This is a genomic window from Pseudomonas sp. HLS-6, from assembly GCF_002753995.1.
Classification (GTDB): Bacteria; Pseudomonadota; Gammaproteobacteria; order Pseudomonadales; family Pseudomonadaceae; genus Aquipseudomonas; species Aquipseudomonas defluvii.
Genome location: NZ_CP024478.1, coordinates 933219 through 952845, shown reverse-complemented (window position 1 = coordinate 952845; position 19627 = coordinate 933219). Strand labels below are relative to the sequence as shown.

Here is a 19627-nt window from a genome sequence, read left to right as displayed (position 1 = left end):
GTCTCTGGTCAGGCCGACATCAGCTCGCCAGGTGGCTGGAGAACTGGCCCACCGCGCTAACCACGCGCTTGGCGCCGTCCTGAATCTCGACAATCACCGTTCCGGTCTGCCCGACCAGCTCCAGGCCTTGTTCGGCCTGACGCTTGCTGCTGTCGATAATGTCCACTGCGGCTTTGGCCAGTTGTTCGTTCTGCTGCACCACCCGGGCGATTTCCTCGGTGGCGGCGCTGGTACGCGACGCCAATTGCCGTACTTCGTCGGCAACCACCGCGAAACCACGGCCTTGTTCACCCGCGCGAGCGGCTTCAATGGCCGCGTTGAGCGCCAGCAGGTTGGTTTGCCCGGCAATGTCGCTGATGGTCTTGATGATCGAGCCGATCACCTGAGACTGCTTGTCCAATGCCTCGATACCCTCCGCTGCATCCTGCATGTAGGCCTCAAGGCCACGCATGACTTCAACGGTATTGTTCACAACCTCGGCACCCTTCTGAGCGCTGGCGTCGGTCTGCTGAGAGGTCTCGTAGGCAATGTTGGCTGCCTCGGCAACAGCTTGTTCCTGCTTGACCTGATCGGTGATTACCGTGGCGAATTTGACCACTTTGTACAGCACGTCGTGCGCATCGATGATCGGGTTGTAGGACGCCTCCAGCCAGACTTCACGCCCATGGGCATCAATGCGCTTGAAACGGTCAACGATGAACTCGCCACGGCGCAGCTTGTCCCAGAACGCCTGATAATCGGGCGAGTTGTAATCTTCCGGCGTACAGAACACCCGGTGGTGCTTGCCGCGCAGCTTCTCGAGGGTATAACCCATCGTCTGCAGAAAGCGGTCATTGGCCGTGAGCACTTCGCCGTCGAGATTGAACTCGATCACAGCCGTAGAGCGCATCAGCGCATTGATCAGGCTTTCATGCTCACGAGAGGTTTCAATGGTGCGGGTCAGGTCGCTGGAGTGCAGCGTAAAGTACTGCAGCCGCCCTGCGCTGTTCTTGACTGGCTGCAAAATCGAACGCAGCCAGGCTTCCTCGCCGTTGCCACGCAGCAGACGGAAAGCACCATTGAGGTGTTCACCGCGGGTGATGGCACCCCTCATTTTCGTGTAAAAATCGAGCTGTTTGACGTGAGGCGGAACGATTTCTTCGATGTTGCGGCCAACCAACTGGCTGCTGTCGTACAGCATCTCTTTCTCGAAGTTGCTGTTAACCGACTCGATACGGCCCTGCGGGTCTAGGTGCAGTACCAGCATCTCACTGTCGAGACTGCTTTTGACCTGTTCCATGGAAAGCAGGTCTTCACGCAGCTGGAGGATTTCTTTTTTCAGTTTGCTGTTGAACATTACCGCCCCTGGAGCGCAAGACCTTCAATTGAATGCATCTGCATCGGCCGATTGTTCGACATTCTTGAGCGCGCCAATACGAAATATTTCGGTCACACAAGCCCCGAGGTCAGGCGTCACAAAGCCGTCATGCCACCGTCACGCCTGCGCAATCCGCGGGCATGAAACTGTACGTCATGACAGCACATACCTTGCGCATCGCCCTGGTCAGCGAGACCTTCCCACCCGAAATCAACGGGGTTGCCAACACGCTGGGCCGCCTCAGCGAAGGGTTGCGCTCACGCGGGCATCACGTCGAACTGGTGCGCCCGCGCCAGGCAAGTGATTTACCTGGCACAGGCGACGACCAGGCACTGTTGTGCCGTGGCTGGCCACTGCCCGGCTACCCCGGCTTGCAATGGGGCCAGGTGTCGATGCACAAACTCCTGCGTCACTGGCGCCGGCAGCGCCCGGACGTGCTGTACATCGCGACCGAAGGCCCCCTCGGCTTGAGCGCCCTTCGGGCTGCACGGCGCTTGGGGATTGCCGTGGTCAGTGGCTTTCACACCAACTTTCAGCTGTACACCGTCCCATACGGTCTGGGCCTGCTGAAGCATGCACTCACCCACTACCTGCGCTGGTTTCACAACCGCACGCACACCACCCTGGTACCGAGTATCAGCCAGCGCCAGACACTGCAACGACGAGGTTTCGAGCGCCTGGGCCTGCTCGCCCGCGGTGTCGACAGCCACCTGTTCAACCCGGCGCGACGCAGCCAGACGCTGCGTGAACACTGGGGGTTGGGTAACGAGGACATTGCCCTGATGTACGTCGGGCGATTGGCTGTGGAAAAGAACCTGGGCCTGTTACGCCGCAGTGTCGAGGCGCTGTGCCAGGCTTATCCACAGCGGCGCATCAGGCTGATTGTGGTCGGCGACGGCCCTCAGCGGGCTGCACTGGAACAGCAACTGCCACAGGCGGTTTTCTGTGGTGCCCAACGCGGCACGGCCTTGGCCGAACACTATGCGTCCGGGGATATCTTCCTCTTCCCCAGCCTCACGGAAACCTTCGGCAATGTCGTGCTTGAAGCACTGGCGTCAGGGCTGGGCGTCGTCGCCTACGATGAAGCCGCTGCGGCTCAGCATATCCGCCACGGGCACAGTGGCGCACTGGCCATGCCAGGTGACGAGAATGCATTCATCGACGCCGCCAGTTGGCTACTTGAAGACAGTGAGACCTTGCGCCGGGTACGCCTGAATGCTCGCCAACATGCCAGCCGCCAATGCTGGCCAGCGATTGTCGAGCAATTCGAGGCCTACTTGCGTACAGCGTGCGAACAAGCGGCCAGCGTGCGCCAACCACCTGTCCCACTGACGATCAAACCGGGCTCATCCGCACCTCACGGGTGAACGAAGTCGCCCGTTAGAACGGGTTAGCCCAGGGCTTTCTCGATCGCCTGCACCACTGTCGGATCATCCGGCGCGGTACGCGGAGCAAAGCGGGCCAACACCCGACCATCCTTGCCAACCAGAAATTTTTCGAAGTTCCAGGTGATATCGCCTGGGAACTCCGCGCCTTCGCCAGCCAGCAAACGGTACAGGGGGTGCCGCTGCGGACCGTTAACGTCCAGTTTGCTGCCCAGAGGGAAATTCACCCCATAGTTAAGGCTGCAAAAGGCCTGGATCTCGCTCTCGGTGCCCGGCTCCTGCCCGGCAAACTGGTTGCACGGCAAGCCCAGCACGTTGAAACCCTTGGCTTTGTACTGCTGATAGAGGTTTTCCAGCGCAGCGTATTGCGGCGTCAACCCACACTTGGAGGCGACGTTGACCACCAGCACCACCTGGCCCTTGAAGGGCGCCAGGGGTAACTCCTGGCCATCCAGCGCTTGCAACTTCAGGTCGTGAAATACACTCATGACTAACTCCTCTATTGCCAATCCAGGCCACGGCGCCCTTTTGGCTCGCCCACTAAAAAGGCGCCCGGGCTGATCGCAGGTCCCAGTGGGTGCCTGACCGATCGTCCCGACCGCCTTCGCGACTTTCTGAGCTTAGCGCAGAAAATCAGTGGTGATGACCACCTTCGCCGTGGATGTGGCGATGTGCGATTTCTTCTTCGCTGGCGTCACGAACGTCAACCACTTTGACCTGGAAGGTCAGGCGCTGGCCAGCCAGTGGGTGGTTGCCATCGACGGTAACGTCGTCGCCGTCCAGATCACGGATGGTGACGATCTGCATTTGGCCGTCCGGCGCCGAAGCGTGGAACTGCATGCCGACTTCCAGCTCGTCGACACCTTCGAACATGCTGCGGTTCAGGGTGCTGACCAGTTCAGCCAGGTATTCGCCGTAGGCATCTTCAGGTTCGATGGCAACATTCAGTTCCTCACCGGCTTTCTTGCCTTCCAGAGCCTTCTCCAGGCCCGGGATGATGTTGCCTGCGCCATGCAGGTAGACCAGCGGAGCGCCGCCGGCGGAGCTGTCGATGACCTCACCAGCGTCGTTGGTCAGGGTATAGTCGATGGAGACAGCCTTGTTGGCGGCGATCAGCATGGGGCGAGACCTTTTGCAGAAGAATATAGAGCCATAAGTGTAACCAAGGCCTCGTCCGAAAGCGAACGTAACCCAGACAAACGGAATACCATGAGCGACAGCCGCATTCTCGGTTTTCATCAGGACGAGGACGGCCACTGGGTGGTCGAATTGTCCTGCGGCCATACTCAGCACCTGCGCCACCAGCCGCCCTGGCAATCGCGCGCGTGGGTGCTGGACGCCGACCAGCGCCAACAGCGTATCGGCCAGCCTTTTTCCTGCGGCTGGTGCGCGCAGGGTGTCGATAGCGATACCCTTGGCAATTGATTCTTTTGCACAGCTCACCTCGAGACGCTCGCATGCAGACATTTTTTATCGCGCCGACCGACTTTGGTGTCGGCCTGACCTCCATCAGCCTGGGCCTGGTCCGCACCTTGGAGCGGGCCGGCCTGAAGGTGGGCTTTTTCAAGCCGATCGCCCAGCCACACCCAGGTGATACCGGTCCAGAGCGCTCCACCGAGCTGATCGCACGCACCCACGGTTTGAAGCCGCCGAAGCCACTGAGCCTGGCCCACGTCGAGCGCATGTTGGGCGACGGCCAGCTCGATGAGCTGCTCGAAGAAATCGTCACCCTCTACCAGCAAGCCTGCGAGGACAAGGACGTGGTCGTCGTAGAAGGCATGGTGCCGACCCGCCACGCCAGCTACGCTGCGCGGGTCAACCTGCACCTGGCGAAAAGCCTGGATGCCGAGGTCATCCTGGTCTCGGCACCGGAGAACGACGTGCTGGCCGAACTGTCCGGGCGGGTCGAGCTGCAAGCGCAGCTGTTCGGTGGGCCGAAGGACCCGAAAGTGCTTGGGGTGATCCTCAACAAGGTGCGTAGCGACGAAAGCATGCACGCCTTCGCCACACGCCTCAAAGAACACTCGCCGGTGCTGCGCAGCGGCGATTTCCGCCTGCTTGGCTGCATTCCCTATCAGGCCGACCTCAACGCACCGCGCACCCGCGATGTGGCTGAACTGCTTGGCGCCCAGGTGCTCAACGCCGGGGACTGTGAACAACGGCGGATGAACAAGATCATCCTCTGTGCCCGTACCGTCGCCAATACGGTGCCACTGCTTACACCTGGCACCCTGGTGGTAACCCCCGGCGACCGCGATGACATCATCCTCGCCGTCAGCCTGGCATCGATCAATGGTGTACCACTGGCCGGCCTGCTCCTGACCAGCGACAGCAAACCCGACCCGCGCATCCTCGAACTCTGCCGGGGAGCACTGGCGGCGGGCCTGCCGGTACTGTCGGTGAGCACGGGTTCCTACGACACGGCCAACCAACTGAACCAGCTCAACAAGGAAATTCCGGTCGACGACCGCGAGCGCGCCGAGATCATCACCGATTTCGTCGCCAGCCACCTCGACGCCAGCTGGCTGCATCAGCGCTGTGGCACCCCACGGGAGATGCGCCTGTCACCTGCGGTGTTCCGCTACCAACTGATCCAACGTGCCCAGCAGGCCAACAAGCGCATCGTCCTGCCGGAAGGCGCCGAGCCCATGACCGTGCAGGCTGCGGCCATCTGCCAGACCCGCGGCATCGCCCGGTGCGTGCTGCTGGCCAAACCGCAAGAGGTACAGGCGGTGGCCCGCGCCCAAGGTATCGAGCTGCCAGAGGGCCTGGAAATCCTCGACCCGGACTTGATCCGCGAGCGCTATGTCGAGCCGATGGTCAACCTGCGCAAAAGCAAGAGCCTCAATGCGCCAATGGCGGAGCAGCAACTGGAAGACCCTGTGGTCATCGGCACCATGATGCTGGCGCTGGACGAAGTCGACGGGCTGGTCTCGGGCCTGGTGCACTCCACCGCCAACACCATCCGCCCGGCCTTGCAACTGATCAAGACCGCGCCGGGCTGCACCCTGGTCTCGTCGGTATTCTTCATGCTCTTCCCCGAGCAGGTGCTGGTGTACGGCGACTGCGTGATGAACCCGCACCCCAGCGCCAGCGAGCTGGCCGAAATCGCCCTGCAGAGCGCCGACTCGGCCGAAGCCTTCGGCATCACGCCACGGGTGGCGATGATCAGTTACTCCAGTGGCGACTCAGCCAGCGGCGAAGAGGTGGAGAAAGTACGCGAAGCCACCCTGCTCGCCCAGGAAAGCCAACGCGACCTGCAGATTGACGGCCCACTTCAATACGACACGGCGGCCAACGAAAACACCGCCCGCGAACTGGCGCCAAACAGCCCGGTAGCAGGTCGCGCCACGGTGTTCGTCTTCCCAGACCTCAACACCGGCAACACCACCCACAAAGCCGTGCAGCGCAGTGCCGACTGCGTCAGCCTCGGGCCAATGCTGCAAGGCCTGCGTAAACCGGTCAACGACCTGCCCCGCGGCGCCCAGGTCGACGACATCGTCTACACCATTGCCCTGACTGCGATTCAGGCCAACCGCTCTCTGGATAGTTGAACCATGCTCGCTTTTCTGCCCGCGCCTGTGCGCGGGATCATTGCCTCGTTGCTGCTGGGGCTGAACACCCTTGTGTGCTGTACCCCGCTGTTCATCGTCAGCCTGTTCAAGCTGTGCTTGCCGTTTCCGGCGGCACAGAAGCTGACCGACGAACTGATGCGCCACATCCACGAAGCCTGGATCAGCAACAACAAGGGCTGGATGAACCTGATCAGGCATACCCACTGGCAGGTGGAGGGCCTGCAAGGGCTCGGCTACCAGCACAGTTATCTGGTCACCAGTAACCACCAGAGCTGGGTGGACATCCTGGTGCTGCAGTACGTGCTGAACCGGAGTATTCGGCCGCTGAAGTTTTTCCTCAAGCACGCCCTGATCTGGGTACCGGTGATCGGGCTGGCCTGGTGGGCACTGGGCTTTCCGTTCATGAAACGCTACTCCAAGGCCTACCTGGCCAAACACCCGGAGAAGCAAGGCAAGGACCTGGAAACCACGCGCCGCACCTGCGCAAAGTTTCGTGGCACGCCAACCGCCATCTTCAACTTTGCCGAAGGTACCCGCTTCACCCAGGCCAAACATGTCGAACAGCAGTCACCGTTCCAGCACCTGCTCAAGCCCAAGGCCGGCGGCATCGCCTTCGTGCTGGATGCGATGGGTGAACAACTGCAATCGATCATCAACGTGACCCTCTACTACCCAGACGGTGCGCCGGGTTTCTGGGACCTGCTGTGCGGGCGGATGACACGGGTAGCGGTGCATATTCAGGAACTGGCCATTCCCGAGGAGTTCCTCGGCAAAAGCTATGACCAGGATGACGCGTACCGGCTGGCGTTCCAGCAATGGATCAACCGGCTATGGGAAGAGAAGGATCAGCATTTGGCGCAGTTACACCGTCAACGCTGATACCCGCAAGGCGGGTTACTACATACCGTAGCAATCCGCCTTGCTGGCCACAGGCCGACGGTTACTGGTACTGCTGACCAGGAATCGGCTTCAGGTTGACCTCTACACGACGGTTTTGTGCACGGCCATTGGCATCGGCGTTGCTCGCAACCGGCTGATCCGGGCCAGCACCACGTACCGACAGACGCGAACTGTCCACGCCCTGGGATGTCAGGTAAGTGCTGACAGCCTGCGCACGGCGCTGCGACAGGTCCATGTTGTGCTGGCGGCTGCCGGTGCTGTCGGTGTAGCCAACGATTTCGATGGTGTTCTGGTTGAACTGCTTGAACGAGTTGGCGAGGTTGTTCAGCGGCGAATAGAAGCTTGGGGCGATATCCGACGAGTCGGTGCCGAAGGTAATGTTGCCCGGCATGATCAGCTTGATCTGATCGCCCTGGCGCTGCACTTCCACGCCGGTGTTGGCCATGCTTTCACGCAGTGCCGCTTCCTGCTTGTCGGCGTAGTAACCGTAACCGGCCGCCGCTGCACCCACAGCTGCCGCACCGATCAGTGCGCCCTTGCCACGGTTGTCGTGGTTGATTGCAGCACCCGCGATTGCGCCGGCCAGCGCGCCCAGGCCGCCGTACTTGGCAGTTTTGCTCATTCCAGTGCTTTGCTGTGCCTGCCCTTGGTTATCGTAAGGGCTTGGGGTGGCACAACCGGACAGCATGGCAACAGCAGTAGCGACGATAATCAGACGACGCGAGGTGAACATGGAAAAGCTCCTACAGGGATTCTAAAGCACATCGAAAATTGGCAGACCTATACGGGCCTTGGAACGCGACAAACGCAAATAATTCCCTGGCTTAGGCCCGAACAAATGGATTTTCACGCATTTCATCACCCAAACGGGTGTCTGGTCCATGCCCGGTTATAACGGTAGCGTCCTCATCCAGCCGGTACAGGCGCTCTTTGATCGAACGGACAATGGTCGGCTGATCGCCGCCCCATAAATCGGTACGGCCAATACCACGACGAAACAGCGTGTCGCCAGCGATCAGCAACTTGGCATCGGCGAACCAGAAACTCATCGAACCCGGGGTATGCCCCGGCGTGTGCAAGGCAACCCCACAACCGCACGCCAACTCTTCGTCATCGGCCAGCCAGCGATCCGGCGACGGTACCGGCGTGTAGGGTACGCCGAACATCCGGCACTGCATTTCCAGGTTATCCCAGAGGAACTGGTCTTCCTTGTGCAAGTGCAGCGTAGCACCGGTCTTTTCCTTCAACAGGCCGGAGGCCAGGAAATGGTCCAGGTGCGCATGGGTATGGATGATACTGACCAGCTTCAAACCGTGAGCGTCAAGGCGCGCGATAATCTGCTCATGGTTGCCGCCCGGGTCGACAACGATGGCCTTCTTGGTAATCGGGTCGCCGATCAGGGTGCAGTTGCACTGCAAAGGGCCGACGGGGAAGGTTTCGCGGATCAGCGCGGGGCTGGCGGTTTGCATGAAGTGATCCTGCCAAAAGGTGATGGCATATTTTGGCACAGCCGGCTGAACCCGCCGATATCACTTTCGTGAAAACAGGCCGGTGGTCGATTCAAAACCCCAGCGCCAGCGTCTGCCTGCCTTCCAGTGCCAACAGGAACTGCTTGGCCGCCAACCCACCGGCATAGCCGGTCAAACTGCCCGAGGCGCCAATCACCCGGTGGCAAGGGACAATGACCGAAATCGGATTCTTGCCGTTGGCTGCCCCTACGGCGCGCACCGCTTTCGGGCAGCCAATCTGCCGGGCGATGTCACTGTAGCTACGGGTTTCGCCAAACGGGATCGTCAACAGCGCTTGCCAGACCTTGCATTGAAACTCAGTACCGACAAAGTCGAGGTCCAACTCAAAGCGCTTTCGCGTACCGGCGAAGTACTCACCGAGCTGCCGCTCGGTGGCCAGCAACACCGGGTTTTCAACCGCCTCACGCACGGCACTCAAGAGAACCCGATTGGGCTTCTCGTTTTCCCAGAGCACTGCGGCGAGCCCGGAGGCGCTTGCAATCAGGGTCAATTGGCCGACAGGTGAACCCATCATCTTGAATACGTAGGACATGCCCTGAATTCCATAAATCATCGTGAGGTCAGCAGCGCATCCCCATCTGAAGGCTCCAGATGAAATTCGCGTTTTTTTGACGCCAAATTAACCAACTCGCCTGTATCAACGCTACAGATTCTGATAAAAAGCGCGATACCGTAGCGGCCACCCAAGGAAAGGCCGCCGTTCGCCCAGGAAGCTAAAATGCCCAGTCCACTCGGTTACTCCTCTGTCTGGTACGCCTCTCTCAGCAACAACGTCCAGCTCAACAGCCTTTTGTTTGGTACTGCCTGGGGCAACGGCGCGAGTACGACGAACCTGACGTACAGCTTCATCAATCCATACGTCTCGCTTTTCGCCCGCAGCTACACGTACGACAACGAGTACCAGGCAAGCTATGCCCTGACCGCGCCGCAACAGGCCGCTGTCTCCAGCGCCCTGAGCAACTGGTCTGCGGTGGCCAACATCAAGTTTACCCAGGTCAAGGAAACTGCAAGCAACGTCGGCGACCTGCGTTTTGGCGGTTACGCCTACATGAGTGACGACACCGCAGCCTGGGCTTACTTTCCTGACAGAACGCCCAGTGCTGGCGATGTCTGGATCGGGCCAGCAACCAACATCAAGGCACCGGTCAAGGGTACCTATGACTACATGACCTTTGTGCATGAGATTGGCCATGCACTCGGCCTGAAACACCCCTTCAGCACCAGTACCTACAACTACACCGTACTGGCGCCAGAGCTCGACGATGTCCACTACTCCGTAATGAGCTACAACAACGCCTATTCCTTTGAGCCCACCTCGCCCATGCTGCTGGACATCCTGGCGATCCAGAAGCTCTATGGCGCAAACACCAAATGGCAAACAGGTAACAACACCTACCAGTGGGGCGCCGAACAATCAGTCTTCGAAACCCTCTGGGATGCCGGCGGCATCGATACACTTGATGCGAGCAACCAGAACGCCTCGGTGCTGCTCAATCTGAATGAAGGCCAGTTCAGCAACATCGGCAAGGCCTTCTATGACCCGAGCGGAGCTGCCATCAACAACGGGCTGGCTATCGCCTATGGCGCAAAAATCGAAAACGCCACGGGGTCGGCCTTTGGTGACACCCTGATTGGCAACGCCCTGAACAATGTGCTGGATGGTCGTGGCGGCAGCGACACAATGATCGGCGGTGCGGGCAACGACACTTATATTGTCGACAACATCGGCGACATCGTCAGTGAAACCAGTACGCTCAGCACTGAGATCGACACCGTTCTCGCCTCAGTCAGTTACACCCTTAGTGACAACGTCGAAGTGCTGACACTTACCGGCAAAGCCAACATCAACGGCACTGGCAACGCACTCAATAACCGCATCACCGGTAACGCCGGAGCGAACGTGCTGGACGGCGGTGCTGGGGTCGACACCCTGATCGGTGGCACCGGCAACGACACCTACGTGGTCGACAACAGCGCCGACATCATCATTGAAACCAGCGCCTTGGCCAGCGAGATAGACACCGTTTGTGCCTCAGTGAGCTGGACCCTGGGCGCCAACCTGGAAAACCTTACCCTGACGGGCAGCAGTAACCTCAACGGCACCGGCAACATCCGCAACAACGTGCTGACCGGTAACGCAGGCGACAACCTGCTAAACGGCGGTGCGGGTGCCGATACCCTCAGCGGCGGCCTCGGCAATGACATCTACGTGGTCGACAATATCGCCGACAAGGTCATCGAGGCCATCGACGAAGGCCGTGACCTGGTCCGCAGCAGCATCAGCTACACCCTGGCCGACAACGTCGAAGACGGCTTGCTGCTGGGCAGTGGCGCGCTCAAGCTGGTGGGCAACGCGCTGGACAACACCCTGACCGGCAACAGTGGCGCCAACGTGCTGGACGGCGCAGGCGGTGCTGATGTCCTCGACGGGGGCGCCGGCAACGACACCTACTACGTCGACAACCTCGCAGACACCATCATCGAACGAGGCGCCTCGCTCACCGAAATCGACAACGTTTTTTCAACGGTGAACTGGACCCTGGGCGCCAACCTGGAGAACCTGACCCTCATCGGCCTGGCTGCGATCAACGGCACCGGCAACGCCCTCAACAACCGCATCACGGGCAATGCCGGAGCAAACATCCTCGATGGTGGCGCGGGTATCGACACCCTGATCGGTGGCGCTGGCAACGATACCTACGTGGTCGACAACCTGCGCGACGTCATCATTGAACAGGGCACCTCGACCAGTGAAATCGACACGGTTCGTGCCTCAGTGAACTGGACCCTGGGCGCCAATCTGGAAAACCTCGTACTCACCGGCAGCAGTAACCTCAGCGGTACCGGCAACACGCGCAACAACGTCCTGATCGGCAACGCAGGCAACAACCTGCTAAACGGCGGTGCGGGTGCCGATACCCTCAGCGGCGGCCTCGGCAATGACATCTATGTAGTCGACAACATCGCCGACACAGTCATCGAGGCCAGCGACGAAGGCCGAGACATGGTGCGCAGCAGCGTCAGCTACACCCTGGCCGACAACGTCGAAGACGGCTTGCTGCTGGGCAGGGGCGCACTCAAGCTGACCGGCAACTCACTGAATAACACCCTGACCGGCAACAGTGGCGCCAACATTCTCGACGGTGCAGGTGGTACCGATACCCTCGACGGCGGCGCCGGCAACGACACCTACTACGTCGACAGCACCGACGACCTCATCATTGAACGAGGGACATCGCTCAAGGAAATCGACAGCGTCTTCTCTTCGGTCAATTGGACCCTGGGCGCCAACCTGGAAAACCTGACGCTCACTGGCAGCGCAAACCTTGAAGGCACCGGCAACGCCCTCAACAACCGCATCACCGGCAACGCAGGTGACAACCTGCTGGACGGTGGTGCGGGTATCGACACCCTGATCGGTGGTACTGGCAACGACACCTACGTGGTCGACAATCTGCGCGACACCCTCATTGAAACCAGCACCCTGGCCAGCGAGATCGACACCGTGCGCGCCTCGGTCAACTGGACCCTGGGTGCCAACCTGGAAAACCTGACCCTCACCGGCACTGCCAACCTGAACGGCACCGGTAACGGACTCGACAACGTACTGATCGGCAACAGTGCCAACAACACCCTGATCGGTGGAGCAGGCAATGACCAACTCAATGGCGACGCGGGCAACGACCTGCTGATCGGCGGCCTCGGCACCGACACGCTCACAGGCGGCAGCGGTGCCGACCGGTTCGTCTTCAACCTGCTGAACGAACTGGGCAAAGGCGATGCACGCGATATCATCACCGACTTCAACAGCGCCGAGGGCGACAAGATCGACCTGTCGAAACTCGACGCCAACGTCCTCGCCAAAGGCATCAACACCTTCAGCTTCATTGGTGCCGATGCGTTCAGCGCCGCCGGGCAAGTGCGCTTTGTCGATCACATCCTCTACGGCAACGTCAACGCCACCCCGGACGCAGACTTCGAGATTCACCTGGTGGGCGTCAACAGCTTCAGTGCGCAGGATATGATTGGCTGATGACGGTAACTCGCAGGCAGTAAAAAACCTGGGCAATCTCAACGCCAAGCCGACTTGTGTCTTGAGGCAGGAATAAAATTGGAAGTGAGCACGGTGGCGCACCTACCGTGGGAGCACACCTTGGTGGCGATGGAACCCGCAGGGTTCCCTGCGTATGCAGTTCATTCCAAAGACGGTACAGAAGACCCAAAGTGCCAATATTCCAGCATTAAGCCATGCTACATGCTGGAGTATTAGCACAATGGCAACGATACAGCGCACTTACGGCAGGTAGAGCCTGAACACGCCGCCGCCCAACGGCCCGCCGTTGCCGATTTCAATGCGCCCCTGCAGCCCATCGCGTTCATGCAGCGCAGCAATGCGGGCCGCGAAGTAGAGGCCCAGGCCGGTGCTGCCGCTGCTGGGGTTGATGCCCTGCACGTAGTCGCTCTGGCGTTCGAGCATCTGCAGGGGATAACCCGGGCCGTCATCGTTGACGCTCAGTACTAGTTGGTCGTCTTCTTCGCTAACGGTTATCAGCAAGGCGTGGCCGGCGTAACGGATGGCGTTGTTGAGGATGTTGGACACCACCGATCCAATCAGCTCACGATCAAAGAAGCCCAGCGGGTTGACGGTGTCGATCCGGTAGCTGGCCAGCAGGTCGCGGTGGCTCAGCACGTCCTGGTGAGCCGCCAGTTGCGCTTCGATGAAGTCGTCCAGCTCATGGTAGCCAGGGCACATCGGCAATTGGTTGACGCCCAGTTTGTAAAGGCCCAGCAGTTGCACCAGCATGCCGTTGAGGTGGGCGAATTCGTGTTCCATGACGCCCAGCTCACTGCCGCCACGTTGCGTATCAGGCAAACGGGCCAGCCATTGGCTGTGGGTCTGCATGAGCATCGCCAGGGAGTTTTTCATGTCGTGTACGGTGGAGGCGATCACCGTGGAGAAGTCGAGCCCCTGCTTGTTTTCGCTCATCCACCAAATGCCCGTATGTGCAGTTTGCGATAGCGCTCGTAGCGCGCGTCACTTTCAGGAATCCCGGCCACCCGGCTGAGGCAGGCGCGGCACTCTTCCAGTACGGCTGCGGTTGGCGTATCACCGGCCAGGCGCAGCAGTGCCTGGGTAGTGTTCAGGGCGATACTGATGTTCTTCGGCTGCAACACCAGTGCCCGACGGAACAGGTCCAGGGCGCCCCCCAGGTTGCCGGCCTGGTAACTGCGCACACCTTGACGGTTAAGGTCGACGGCTTCGTTGCCCCCACCCAGAATCGCCGGGTCATCGGTCAGGGTTGCGATGTTTTTCATCACCGCCGGGTCGTCGCCATACACCTCAACGCAGTTCTTCAAGATGCCGTTACTGGCCGCTTCCTGCCCGAGTTGTTGCAGCTGGGTCGCCACCAGCAAGGCGGCTTCGGCAGAGAAGAACTGGTCCATGCCCTCGATGCGAGCCATGGCCTGCTCGGTGAGCTTGGCGGCGGTCTCGGGGTCGCCCGCCTTGATCAGGCTGGTGGCTTTCATCAGGCGGGCGCGCACTTGCAGGCCCTGATCGTCGGTGTACTCCTTGGCCACTTCGCTCAAGGCCGAGTTGATCTCTACGCGCGTACGCGCATCCATGCCGCCGCCACCGTTCTTGCTGATCAAGGCCTGGGCCAGGCCCAGGTTGCTTTCAGGGTCTTTGAAACGCGAGTGCTGGCCCTGGCTGACCGCCTGACGGTAGGCGCGTGAAGCGCTGTCGAAGTCTTCGTTGCCCAGCGCCAGCTTGCCCAACAGCATCTGCCGACGCACTGCCAGTGGCGAAAGGCGCACCGCCTCTTCAAGCACGCTTTGAGCGCGCTTGGTTTCGCCGGTGGCCGTCAGTACGTCGGCCAGGCCGTCGTACAGGCCAGGCATCAGCGGGAAGGCCTTCAAGGCTTGCTCATAGATGCCCTGGGCCTGGCCAATCTGGCCACGTTTGAACAGTAATGCGCCAAGGGCGGCATAAGCCCAGGGCGTGGCACGGCTGCTGAGAATCGCCTTGAGGAATCGCTCAAGGTCTTCATAGCGGTTCAGGTCACGCAGGGCGTTGGCCCGGTAGCGCAGGCACAACGGCGCAAAACGCTGGTCCTGGCGGCAGAGGTTCTCGCACGCGGCCAGGACCTCGGCGGGTTTGCCACGGTCGAGCGCCTGCAGAATCGGCTTGAGCAAGGTTTTGCGCTGTACCAGCTTTTCCAGCCGCTGGGCCAGGCCGATCCGGTTGAACGGTTTGGTCAGGTAGGCATCAGGCTCATGTTCCAGAGCACTGAGCACCACTGCCTGGCTGCTCTCAGCCGTGACCATGATGAACACGCACTCATGGCTGATGAGCTTGTCGACCATCAGGTCTTCAAGGGTTTGCTGGCCGTTTTTCTTGCCATCGCCCAAGTGAAAGTCATGCAGGATAAAGTCATAGCGTTTCTGCGCACACATGCGCAGCGCCTGCTCGCCGCAGTCAGCAGTGTCGACGTCTCGCACGCCCAGCTCGCGCAGCATGGAACGGACGGAGCTGCGGAAGTCGGAGAAATCATCGACGATAAGAAAACTTTTTTGGCTGTAAACCAACATCCAAGGAACCTGTCATGGGTAGTAAGGAGACACACGCACGCAACGATTACAACGACAGGCTCAGCCTTTCAGCCCACTACGGCGCGTAGCTGACAACCAACGACAGTGGGCTATCACGCAATACAACACCGCCCTGTCACACACCCAATTGGCTCCCCAGACGATATTGATTGTTCCCCGAGCGCTTGGCGTCATACATCGCCAGGTCTGCGGTGTGGATCAGGTTATCCATACTCATGGCGTGGTCGGGAAATACCGCCACACCCAGGCTGGTGCCGATCACACACGTTTCACTGGCAATCTCCATCGGCATTGAAAGTGCCCGGATAATCATTTCGCAAAGCACATGAATTTCTTGTTGTATGTTCAGGTCGGACGACAAACCTTCGAGCACCAGCACGAACTCATCGCCCCCGATACGTGCCACTGTATCGGCCGTACGCACCAGATTCTTGAGGCGCTTGGCCGTGCTAATCAGGACCTGATCACCCGCCGCATGACCGTAGCTGTCGTTGATCGCCTTGAAGCCATTGAGGTCGAGAAAAATCAGCGCCACTCGGGTGCGCTGGATGCGTGCCTGCTCAAGTGCCGCCGACAGCCGCTGCTCAAGGACCAGGCGGTTGGCCAGGCCAGTCAGCGCATCCTGATGGGCCATGCTGTGCAGTTGGTTGGCCCAGGCTTTTTCTTCGGTGATGTCGCGTACCACCCCCATCATCTTGATGGCCTTGCCGTGGGCGTCCTTGATCACATTGCCGGTCTCGCGCAGCCAACGCACCGTACCATCGGGCCAGATCACCCGGTACTCCTCGTCATGGTTTTCGCCGGTTTCAATGCAGCGCAACTCGCCCGCCCTGACCTGCTGACGGTCGTCCGGGTGGACACTGTTGCAGAAGTGTTCATAACTGGGGGTGATCTCGCCCACCTGATAGCCGAACATGCCGTAGATGGCTTCAGACCAGTACAACTGCTCGGTGTCGACATCCCAGTCCCATGTGCCGATACGGGCAAAGTACTGGCTGCGTTTGAAACGCTCGATGTCATCAGGGAGGATGTCGCGCGCTTGGGCACATTGGCTGCAAACGCCCGGCGGCGAGCCCGCCAGTTGCGCCTGAAGCTCAGCCAGGCGAGCACTCAGGTCGCGCTCGCGGTGCAGCGCACGGCGCCACACTATCAGCAGCACCACGATGCCAAGGCACATCCAGAGAAGTAGCACGTTCAGGACTGCCGTCATGACAGCGGGGCACTCGATAATAAATGGCTAATCGCCATCTTAATCGAAGCAAGTTGTACACAAAAGCCTGCTAACCCGATGGTCCGTTTCGGTGAGGCGGGAACTGGCGAGCCTGATCGACTCGCCAGATCCACGCCGGTTCTACTAGCGGGTAAAGACCTGGGCCGTGGTGATTGCCATGTCCCCCCCCGGCAACTTGATCTTGCCCAGCGGTTTCAGGCTGTCGGCATCGAAAATCGCCACATCGTTGAAGGTACCGGCCAGGTAGATCTTGCTGCCGGCCTTGTTGAACGAGATGCAGTAGTAGGAGTGATCCAGGGTGGCTGCCTGGAGCATTTTTTTCTGCTTGATGTCGTACTTGGCCAAGCGGTTGAGCACGCCAAAGACCAGGTTAGGGTCCTTGGGCGACACCATGCCGCTGAAGTAGATCTCGGTCAGCGGGCCAAAGTCGACAGTCTTGGTCTTGCCGGTGGCCAGGTCGATGTTGAAGAAGCCGTAAACATAGTCAGCGGTTGCCGGGTCTTCCTTCTTGTCTTTGAACTTGGCGGCCGTGTAGAGCAGCGAGAAATCATGCCGGTAGGTCTGCTGGTTCCACACGTAGAGCACATCCGGGGCGCTGTACAGCGGGCGCTTCCAGTGCCGGCTCGGCACCAGCACGTCGAACTTGCCGGTCTGCACGTTGACCTTGTAGATGTCCGGCCCGGCGATGTACAGGCTGCCGTCGTCACCGGTCTGCATGATGGTCAGCTGGCGTGGCGCCGGGAAGCTGCGCACGGGCTTGGCACTCATGCCGGCATTGGTGGCGTAGACATCCAGGCGCGGCTGCTGCACTTCATAGCGATCGTTGAGCATCCGTGTCGGGTTGGCGACGGTGTACAACTCCTTGCCATCATGGCTGACAGTGAAGGAAAACATTGAACGAGCCTTTTCCCCCGGCTGCTGGGTAATGCTGGCATGGAACACCTGTTTGCAGGTGTCCAGCTCGACCCCGTAGATGTCGGCGTAATGGTTGTTCAACACATAGGCAATTGTGCGGTCTGGCGACAGTTGCACGGTGCCCGGCCCAAAGGCGTCCGGCATCTGGCAGGTCTTGTAGAGGCTGTCGGTGGCCAGGTCGAGAATGTGCAGGTTGTTCGGGTAGTTGGTGGTGACCATGTACTCGTGGCCACGGTTGAGCGCCTTGCCCTCGTCGGCCAACAGTGGCCCGGAGCAGGCGCCAAGCACCAGAATGGCGGCCAGGCCGCGCGTTGCAGTCTGAAGCATGCGGGTATCCCTCTTGTTCGGCTGGGGGCTCATTTGTCTTCCGGGAACACGGTCCCCAGGTTGCGCCAATTGTCGTTGGAGGCCTGGGCGTCTTTGTTCCAGTCCGGGTAGGTGCTCATCATGTCCGGCACCTGGGCCGGCCACCAGCAAGGGTCAGAGCAACCATACAGGTCTGATTCCATCGGCTGGCACAGCGACGAAACGCCACCGAAGGCATCGATTTCCCAGCCCGGGTCCGTGGTCGAGGCACACCCGGCCACCGAGTTCATGGCCACAACCTCTTCAATGCGGTTCTCGTCGGCAGCCTGTTCGAGCTTGAGCGCTTTGTTATTGATCGGCTTGAGATGCTTCATGTCAGTGGACCTTGCGCGGAGTGATGTAGCGGCTGATGAAGGCCGGGTTCTCGGCCATGATCCGGCTGTAGACTTCGATGCCGAAGTCCACCCAGTCACGCATCAGTTCGCAGTAGTGATAGGTCGGGTGAGCGGGGTCGCCATAGCGGGCGTAACTTTCGTGGTAGCAGCCGCCTGAGCACAGGTTGCGAATGCGGCAGCTGTCGCACCCGGTGTTGGTGCGGTCCAGGCGCTGTGAGAGAAAGTCGTTGAGTTCGACCTGCTTGACCCCGCTGTGGACGTTACCGAACGTTGGCAACGACGAGCCGGTGAAGCGATGACAGAGGTTCAACTCCCCCTTGTGATCGACCGCCAGCATCTTCAGCCCGGCCCCGCAAGGCAGCGCCTTCTTGTGCCCTTCATGAATATCGGTGATCAACTGGTGCAGGTTGGAGAAACCGATGCTTCGGTGCTCCAGCGCTGCCTCCAGGTAACGCCGCCCGAGGGCTTTCATGTTGGCGAACACCTGTACCAGCTCTTCGCTACTCAGGTTGTAATCGCTGATATCGCCAGAGGTCACCGGCGCAAAGCCGACCTCCGCAAAGCCCAGTTCGTTGAACAGGTGGTTCCAGATGGTTTCGACATCGGTGACGCCCCGGGTCAGGGTGACACGGGCGCCGACCGGGCGGCTGTCATAGCGCGACAGCAACATGTCGACCTTGCGCCGAACCACATCGTAGGTGCCCTGCCCACCGACCGTGATGCGATTGCGGTCGTGCACGGTCTTCGGCCCGTCGATACTCACCGACAAACCGAATCGGTGGGCATTGAGGTAGTCGACGATGTCTTCGGTGAGCAAGGTGGCATTGGTGGTCATGACGAACTCGACCCGCTTGCCCGCCTCACTGAAACGCCGCTCGCAGTAGTCGACCATGTACTCGATCAGCTTGCGGTTGCTCAGCGGCTCGCCGCCGAAGAACACCACGGTGTAGGCCGACTCGTCCGGCGACTCCTTGAGCAGCATTTCCACCGAGGCCACGGCGGTCTCGACATCCATCCGCTTGCCTTGCGAAGGCTTGTCCAGGTCCTCTTTGTAGCAGTAGGTGCAGCTCAGGTTACAGCCGGTGTTGACGTTCAACACCACCGTATTGATCGCCGTGCGCTCGACCCGCCTGGTCGCCACTTCGGGGGTCAACGGCGAACCGTCGCTGACCAGCTCCAGGGCTATCAGTTCGCGCAGGGTTTCATTGATTTGCTCGCCGCCAAAACGCGGGGCCAGGCGCTGCTGCAGCGTTTCGCTGGAACAGCCCTCACCACGCAGGACGTCGATGATTTCCCCGGTCAGCGCATCGCTGGCGAACAGCGAGCTGCTGGGGATATGGAACAACATGCGTGCGTCATCAACCTGCACTTCGTGCAGGTTGCGCTCCACCAGGTTCAAGGTAACGCCCATCGCAACCTCCT

The 19627-nt window shown here is 60.1% G+C and carries 16 protein-coding genes and 1 pseudogene; 5 read left to right on the top strand and 12 right to left on the bottom strand.

The window, feature by feature from the left end:
• Positions 1-19 precede the first annotated feature (19 nt).
• Entirely contained in the window at positions 20-1336 is a 1317-nt protein-coding gene (locus tag CS390_RS04225) for a PAS domain-containing methyl-accepting chemotaxis protein (protein ID WP_099773565.1), read from the bottom strand.
• A gap of 176 nt (positions 1337-1512) precedes the next feature.
• Between CS390_RS04225 and CS390_RS04220 the strand changes: the two genes are divergently transcribed.
• A complete protein-coding gene (locus CS390_RS04220) occupies positions 1513-2724 on the top strand; it encodes a glycosyltransferase family 1 protein (protein WP_099773564.1) in 1212 nt (403 codons plus the stop codon).
• Positions 2725-2747: 23 nt separating this feature from the next.
• Here CS390_RS04220 and CS390_RS04215 read toward each other — a convergent pair whose 3' ends face one another.
• Positions 2748-3230, bottom strand: coding sequence for a glutathione peroxidase (locus CS390_RS04215; protein WP_065759115.1), 483 nt, complete (start codon positions 3228-3230; stop codon positions 2748-2750).
• Between the two features lie 145 nt (positions 3231-3375).
• Positions 3376-3861, bottom strand: a complete 486-nt coding sequence (locus tag CS390_RS04210) for a peptidylprolyl isomerase (RefSeq protein WP_065759116.1) — start codon at positions 3859-3861, stop codon at positions 3376-3378.
• Between CS390_RS04210 and CS390_RS04205 the strand changes: the two are divergent.
• The 3 genes and pseudogenes from CS390_RS04205 to CS390_RS04195 all read left to right on the top strand — a co-directional run bounded on the left by CS390_RS04205 (position 3830) and on the right by CS390_RS04195 (position 7196).
• Positions 3830-4167: pseudogene (locus tag CS390_RS04205) on the top strand (DUF3565 domain-containing protein). The gene CS390_RS04210 and the pseudogene CS390_RS04205 overlap by 32 nt on opposite strands.
• Positions 4168-4199: 32 nt before the next feature.
• Positions 4200-6296 (top strand): phosphate acetyltransferase, encoded by a 2097-nt coding sequence (gene pta, locus CS390_RS04200; protein ID WP_099773563.1) that lies wholly within the window; start codon positions 4200-4202, stop codon positions 6294-6296.
• Positions 6297-6299: 3 nt separating this feature from the next.
• The gene (locus tag CS390_RS04195) at positions 6300-7196 is read left to right on the top strand and encodes an acyltransferase (protein ID WP_099773562.1); all 897 of its coding nucleotides are present in this window, start codon (positions 6300-6302) and stop codon (positions 7194-7196) included.
• A gap of 61 nt (positions 7197-7257) precedes the next feature.
• Here CS390_RS04195 and CS390_RS04190 read toward each other — a convergent pair whose 3' ends face one another.
• The 3 genes from CS390_RS04190 to CS390_RS04180 form a co-directional block, all read right to left on the bottom strand.
• Entirely contained in the window at positions 7258-7950 is a 693-nt protein-coding gene (locus CS390_RS04190) for an OmpA family protein (protein ID WP_065759119.1), read from the bottom strand.
• Between the two features lie 91 nt (positions 7951-8041).
• Entirely contained in the window at positions 8042-8686 is a 645-nt protein-coding gene (locus CS390_RS04185) for an MBL fold metallo-hydrolase (RefSeq protein WP_065759120.1), read from the bottom strand.
• 91 nt (positions 8687-8777) lie between these two features.
• Positions 8778-9278, bottom strand: coding sequence for a methylated-DNA--[protein]-cysteine S-methyltransferase (locus tag CS390_RS04180; RefSeq protein WP_099773561.1), 501 nt, complete (start codon positions 9276-9278; stop codon positions 8778-8780).
• A gap of 186 nt (positions 9279-9464) precedes the next feature.
• Between CS390_RS04180 and CS390_RS04175 the strand changes: the two genes are divergently transcribed.
• Complete coding sequence (locus tag CS390_RS04175; RefSeq protein WP_099773560.1) at positions 9465-12779, top strand: M10 family metallopeptidase; 3315 nt, start codon at positions 9465-9467, stop codon at positions 12777-12779.
• A gap of 261 nt (positions 12780-13040) precedes the next feature.
• Here CS390_RS04175 and CS390_RS04170 read toward each other — a convergent pair whose 3' ends face one another.
• The 6 genes from CS390_RS04170 to peaB all read right to left on the bottom strand — a co-directional run bounded on the left by CS390_RS04170 (position 13041) and on the right by peaB (position 19616).
• Positions 13041-13733, bottom strand: a complete 693-nt coding sequence (locus tag CS390_RS04170) for a sensor histidine kinase KdpD (protein WP_065759127.1) — start codon at positions 13731-13733, stop codon at positions 13041-13043.
• Positions 13730-15337 carry a tetratricopeptide repeat-containing response regulator gene (locus CS390_RS04165; RefSeq protein ID WP_065759128.1) on the bottom strand — a complete coding sequence of 536 codons (1608 nt, stop codon included), beginning with the start codon at positions 15335-15337 and terminating at the stop codon, positions 13730-13732. Before CS390_RS04165 ends, CS390_RS04170 begins: the two co-directional genes overlap by 4 nt.
• Before the next feature lie 136 nt (positions 15338-15473).
• Positions 15474-16550, bottom strand: coding sequence for a sensor domain-containing diguanylate cyclase (locus CS390_RS04160; RefSeq protein WP_099776534.1), 1077 nt, complete (start codon positions 16548-16550; stop codon positions 15474-15476).
• A gap of 162 nt (positions 16551-16712) precedes the next feature.
• Positions 16713-17831, bottom strand: a complete 1119-nt coding sequence (gene peaD / locus CS390_RS04155; protein WP_065759129.1) for a quinohemoprotein amine dehydrogenase subunit beta — start codon at positions 17829-17831, stop codon at positions 16713-16715.
• A gap of 29 nt (positions 17832-17860) precedes the next feature.
• Positions 17861-18184 (bottom strand): quinohemoprotein amine dehydrogenase subunit gamma, encoded by a 324-nt coding sequence (gene qhpC, locus CS390_RS04150; protein ID WP_065759130.1) that lies wholly within the window; start codon positions 18182-18184, stop codon positions 17861-17863.
• Between the two features lies 1 nt (position 18185).
• Positions 18186-19616 (bottom strand): quinohemoprotein amine dehydrogenase maturation protein, encoded by a 1431-nt coding sequence (gene peaB / locus CS390_RS04145; RefSeq protein WP_099773559.1) that lies wholly within the window; start codon positions 19614-19616, stop codon positions 18186-18188.
• Positions 19617-19627 lie beyond the last annotated feature (11 nt).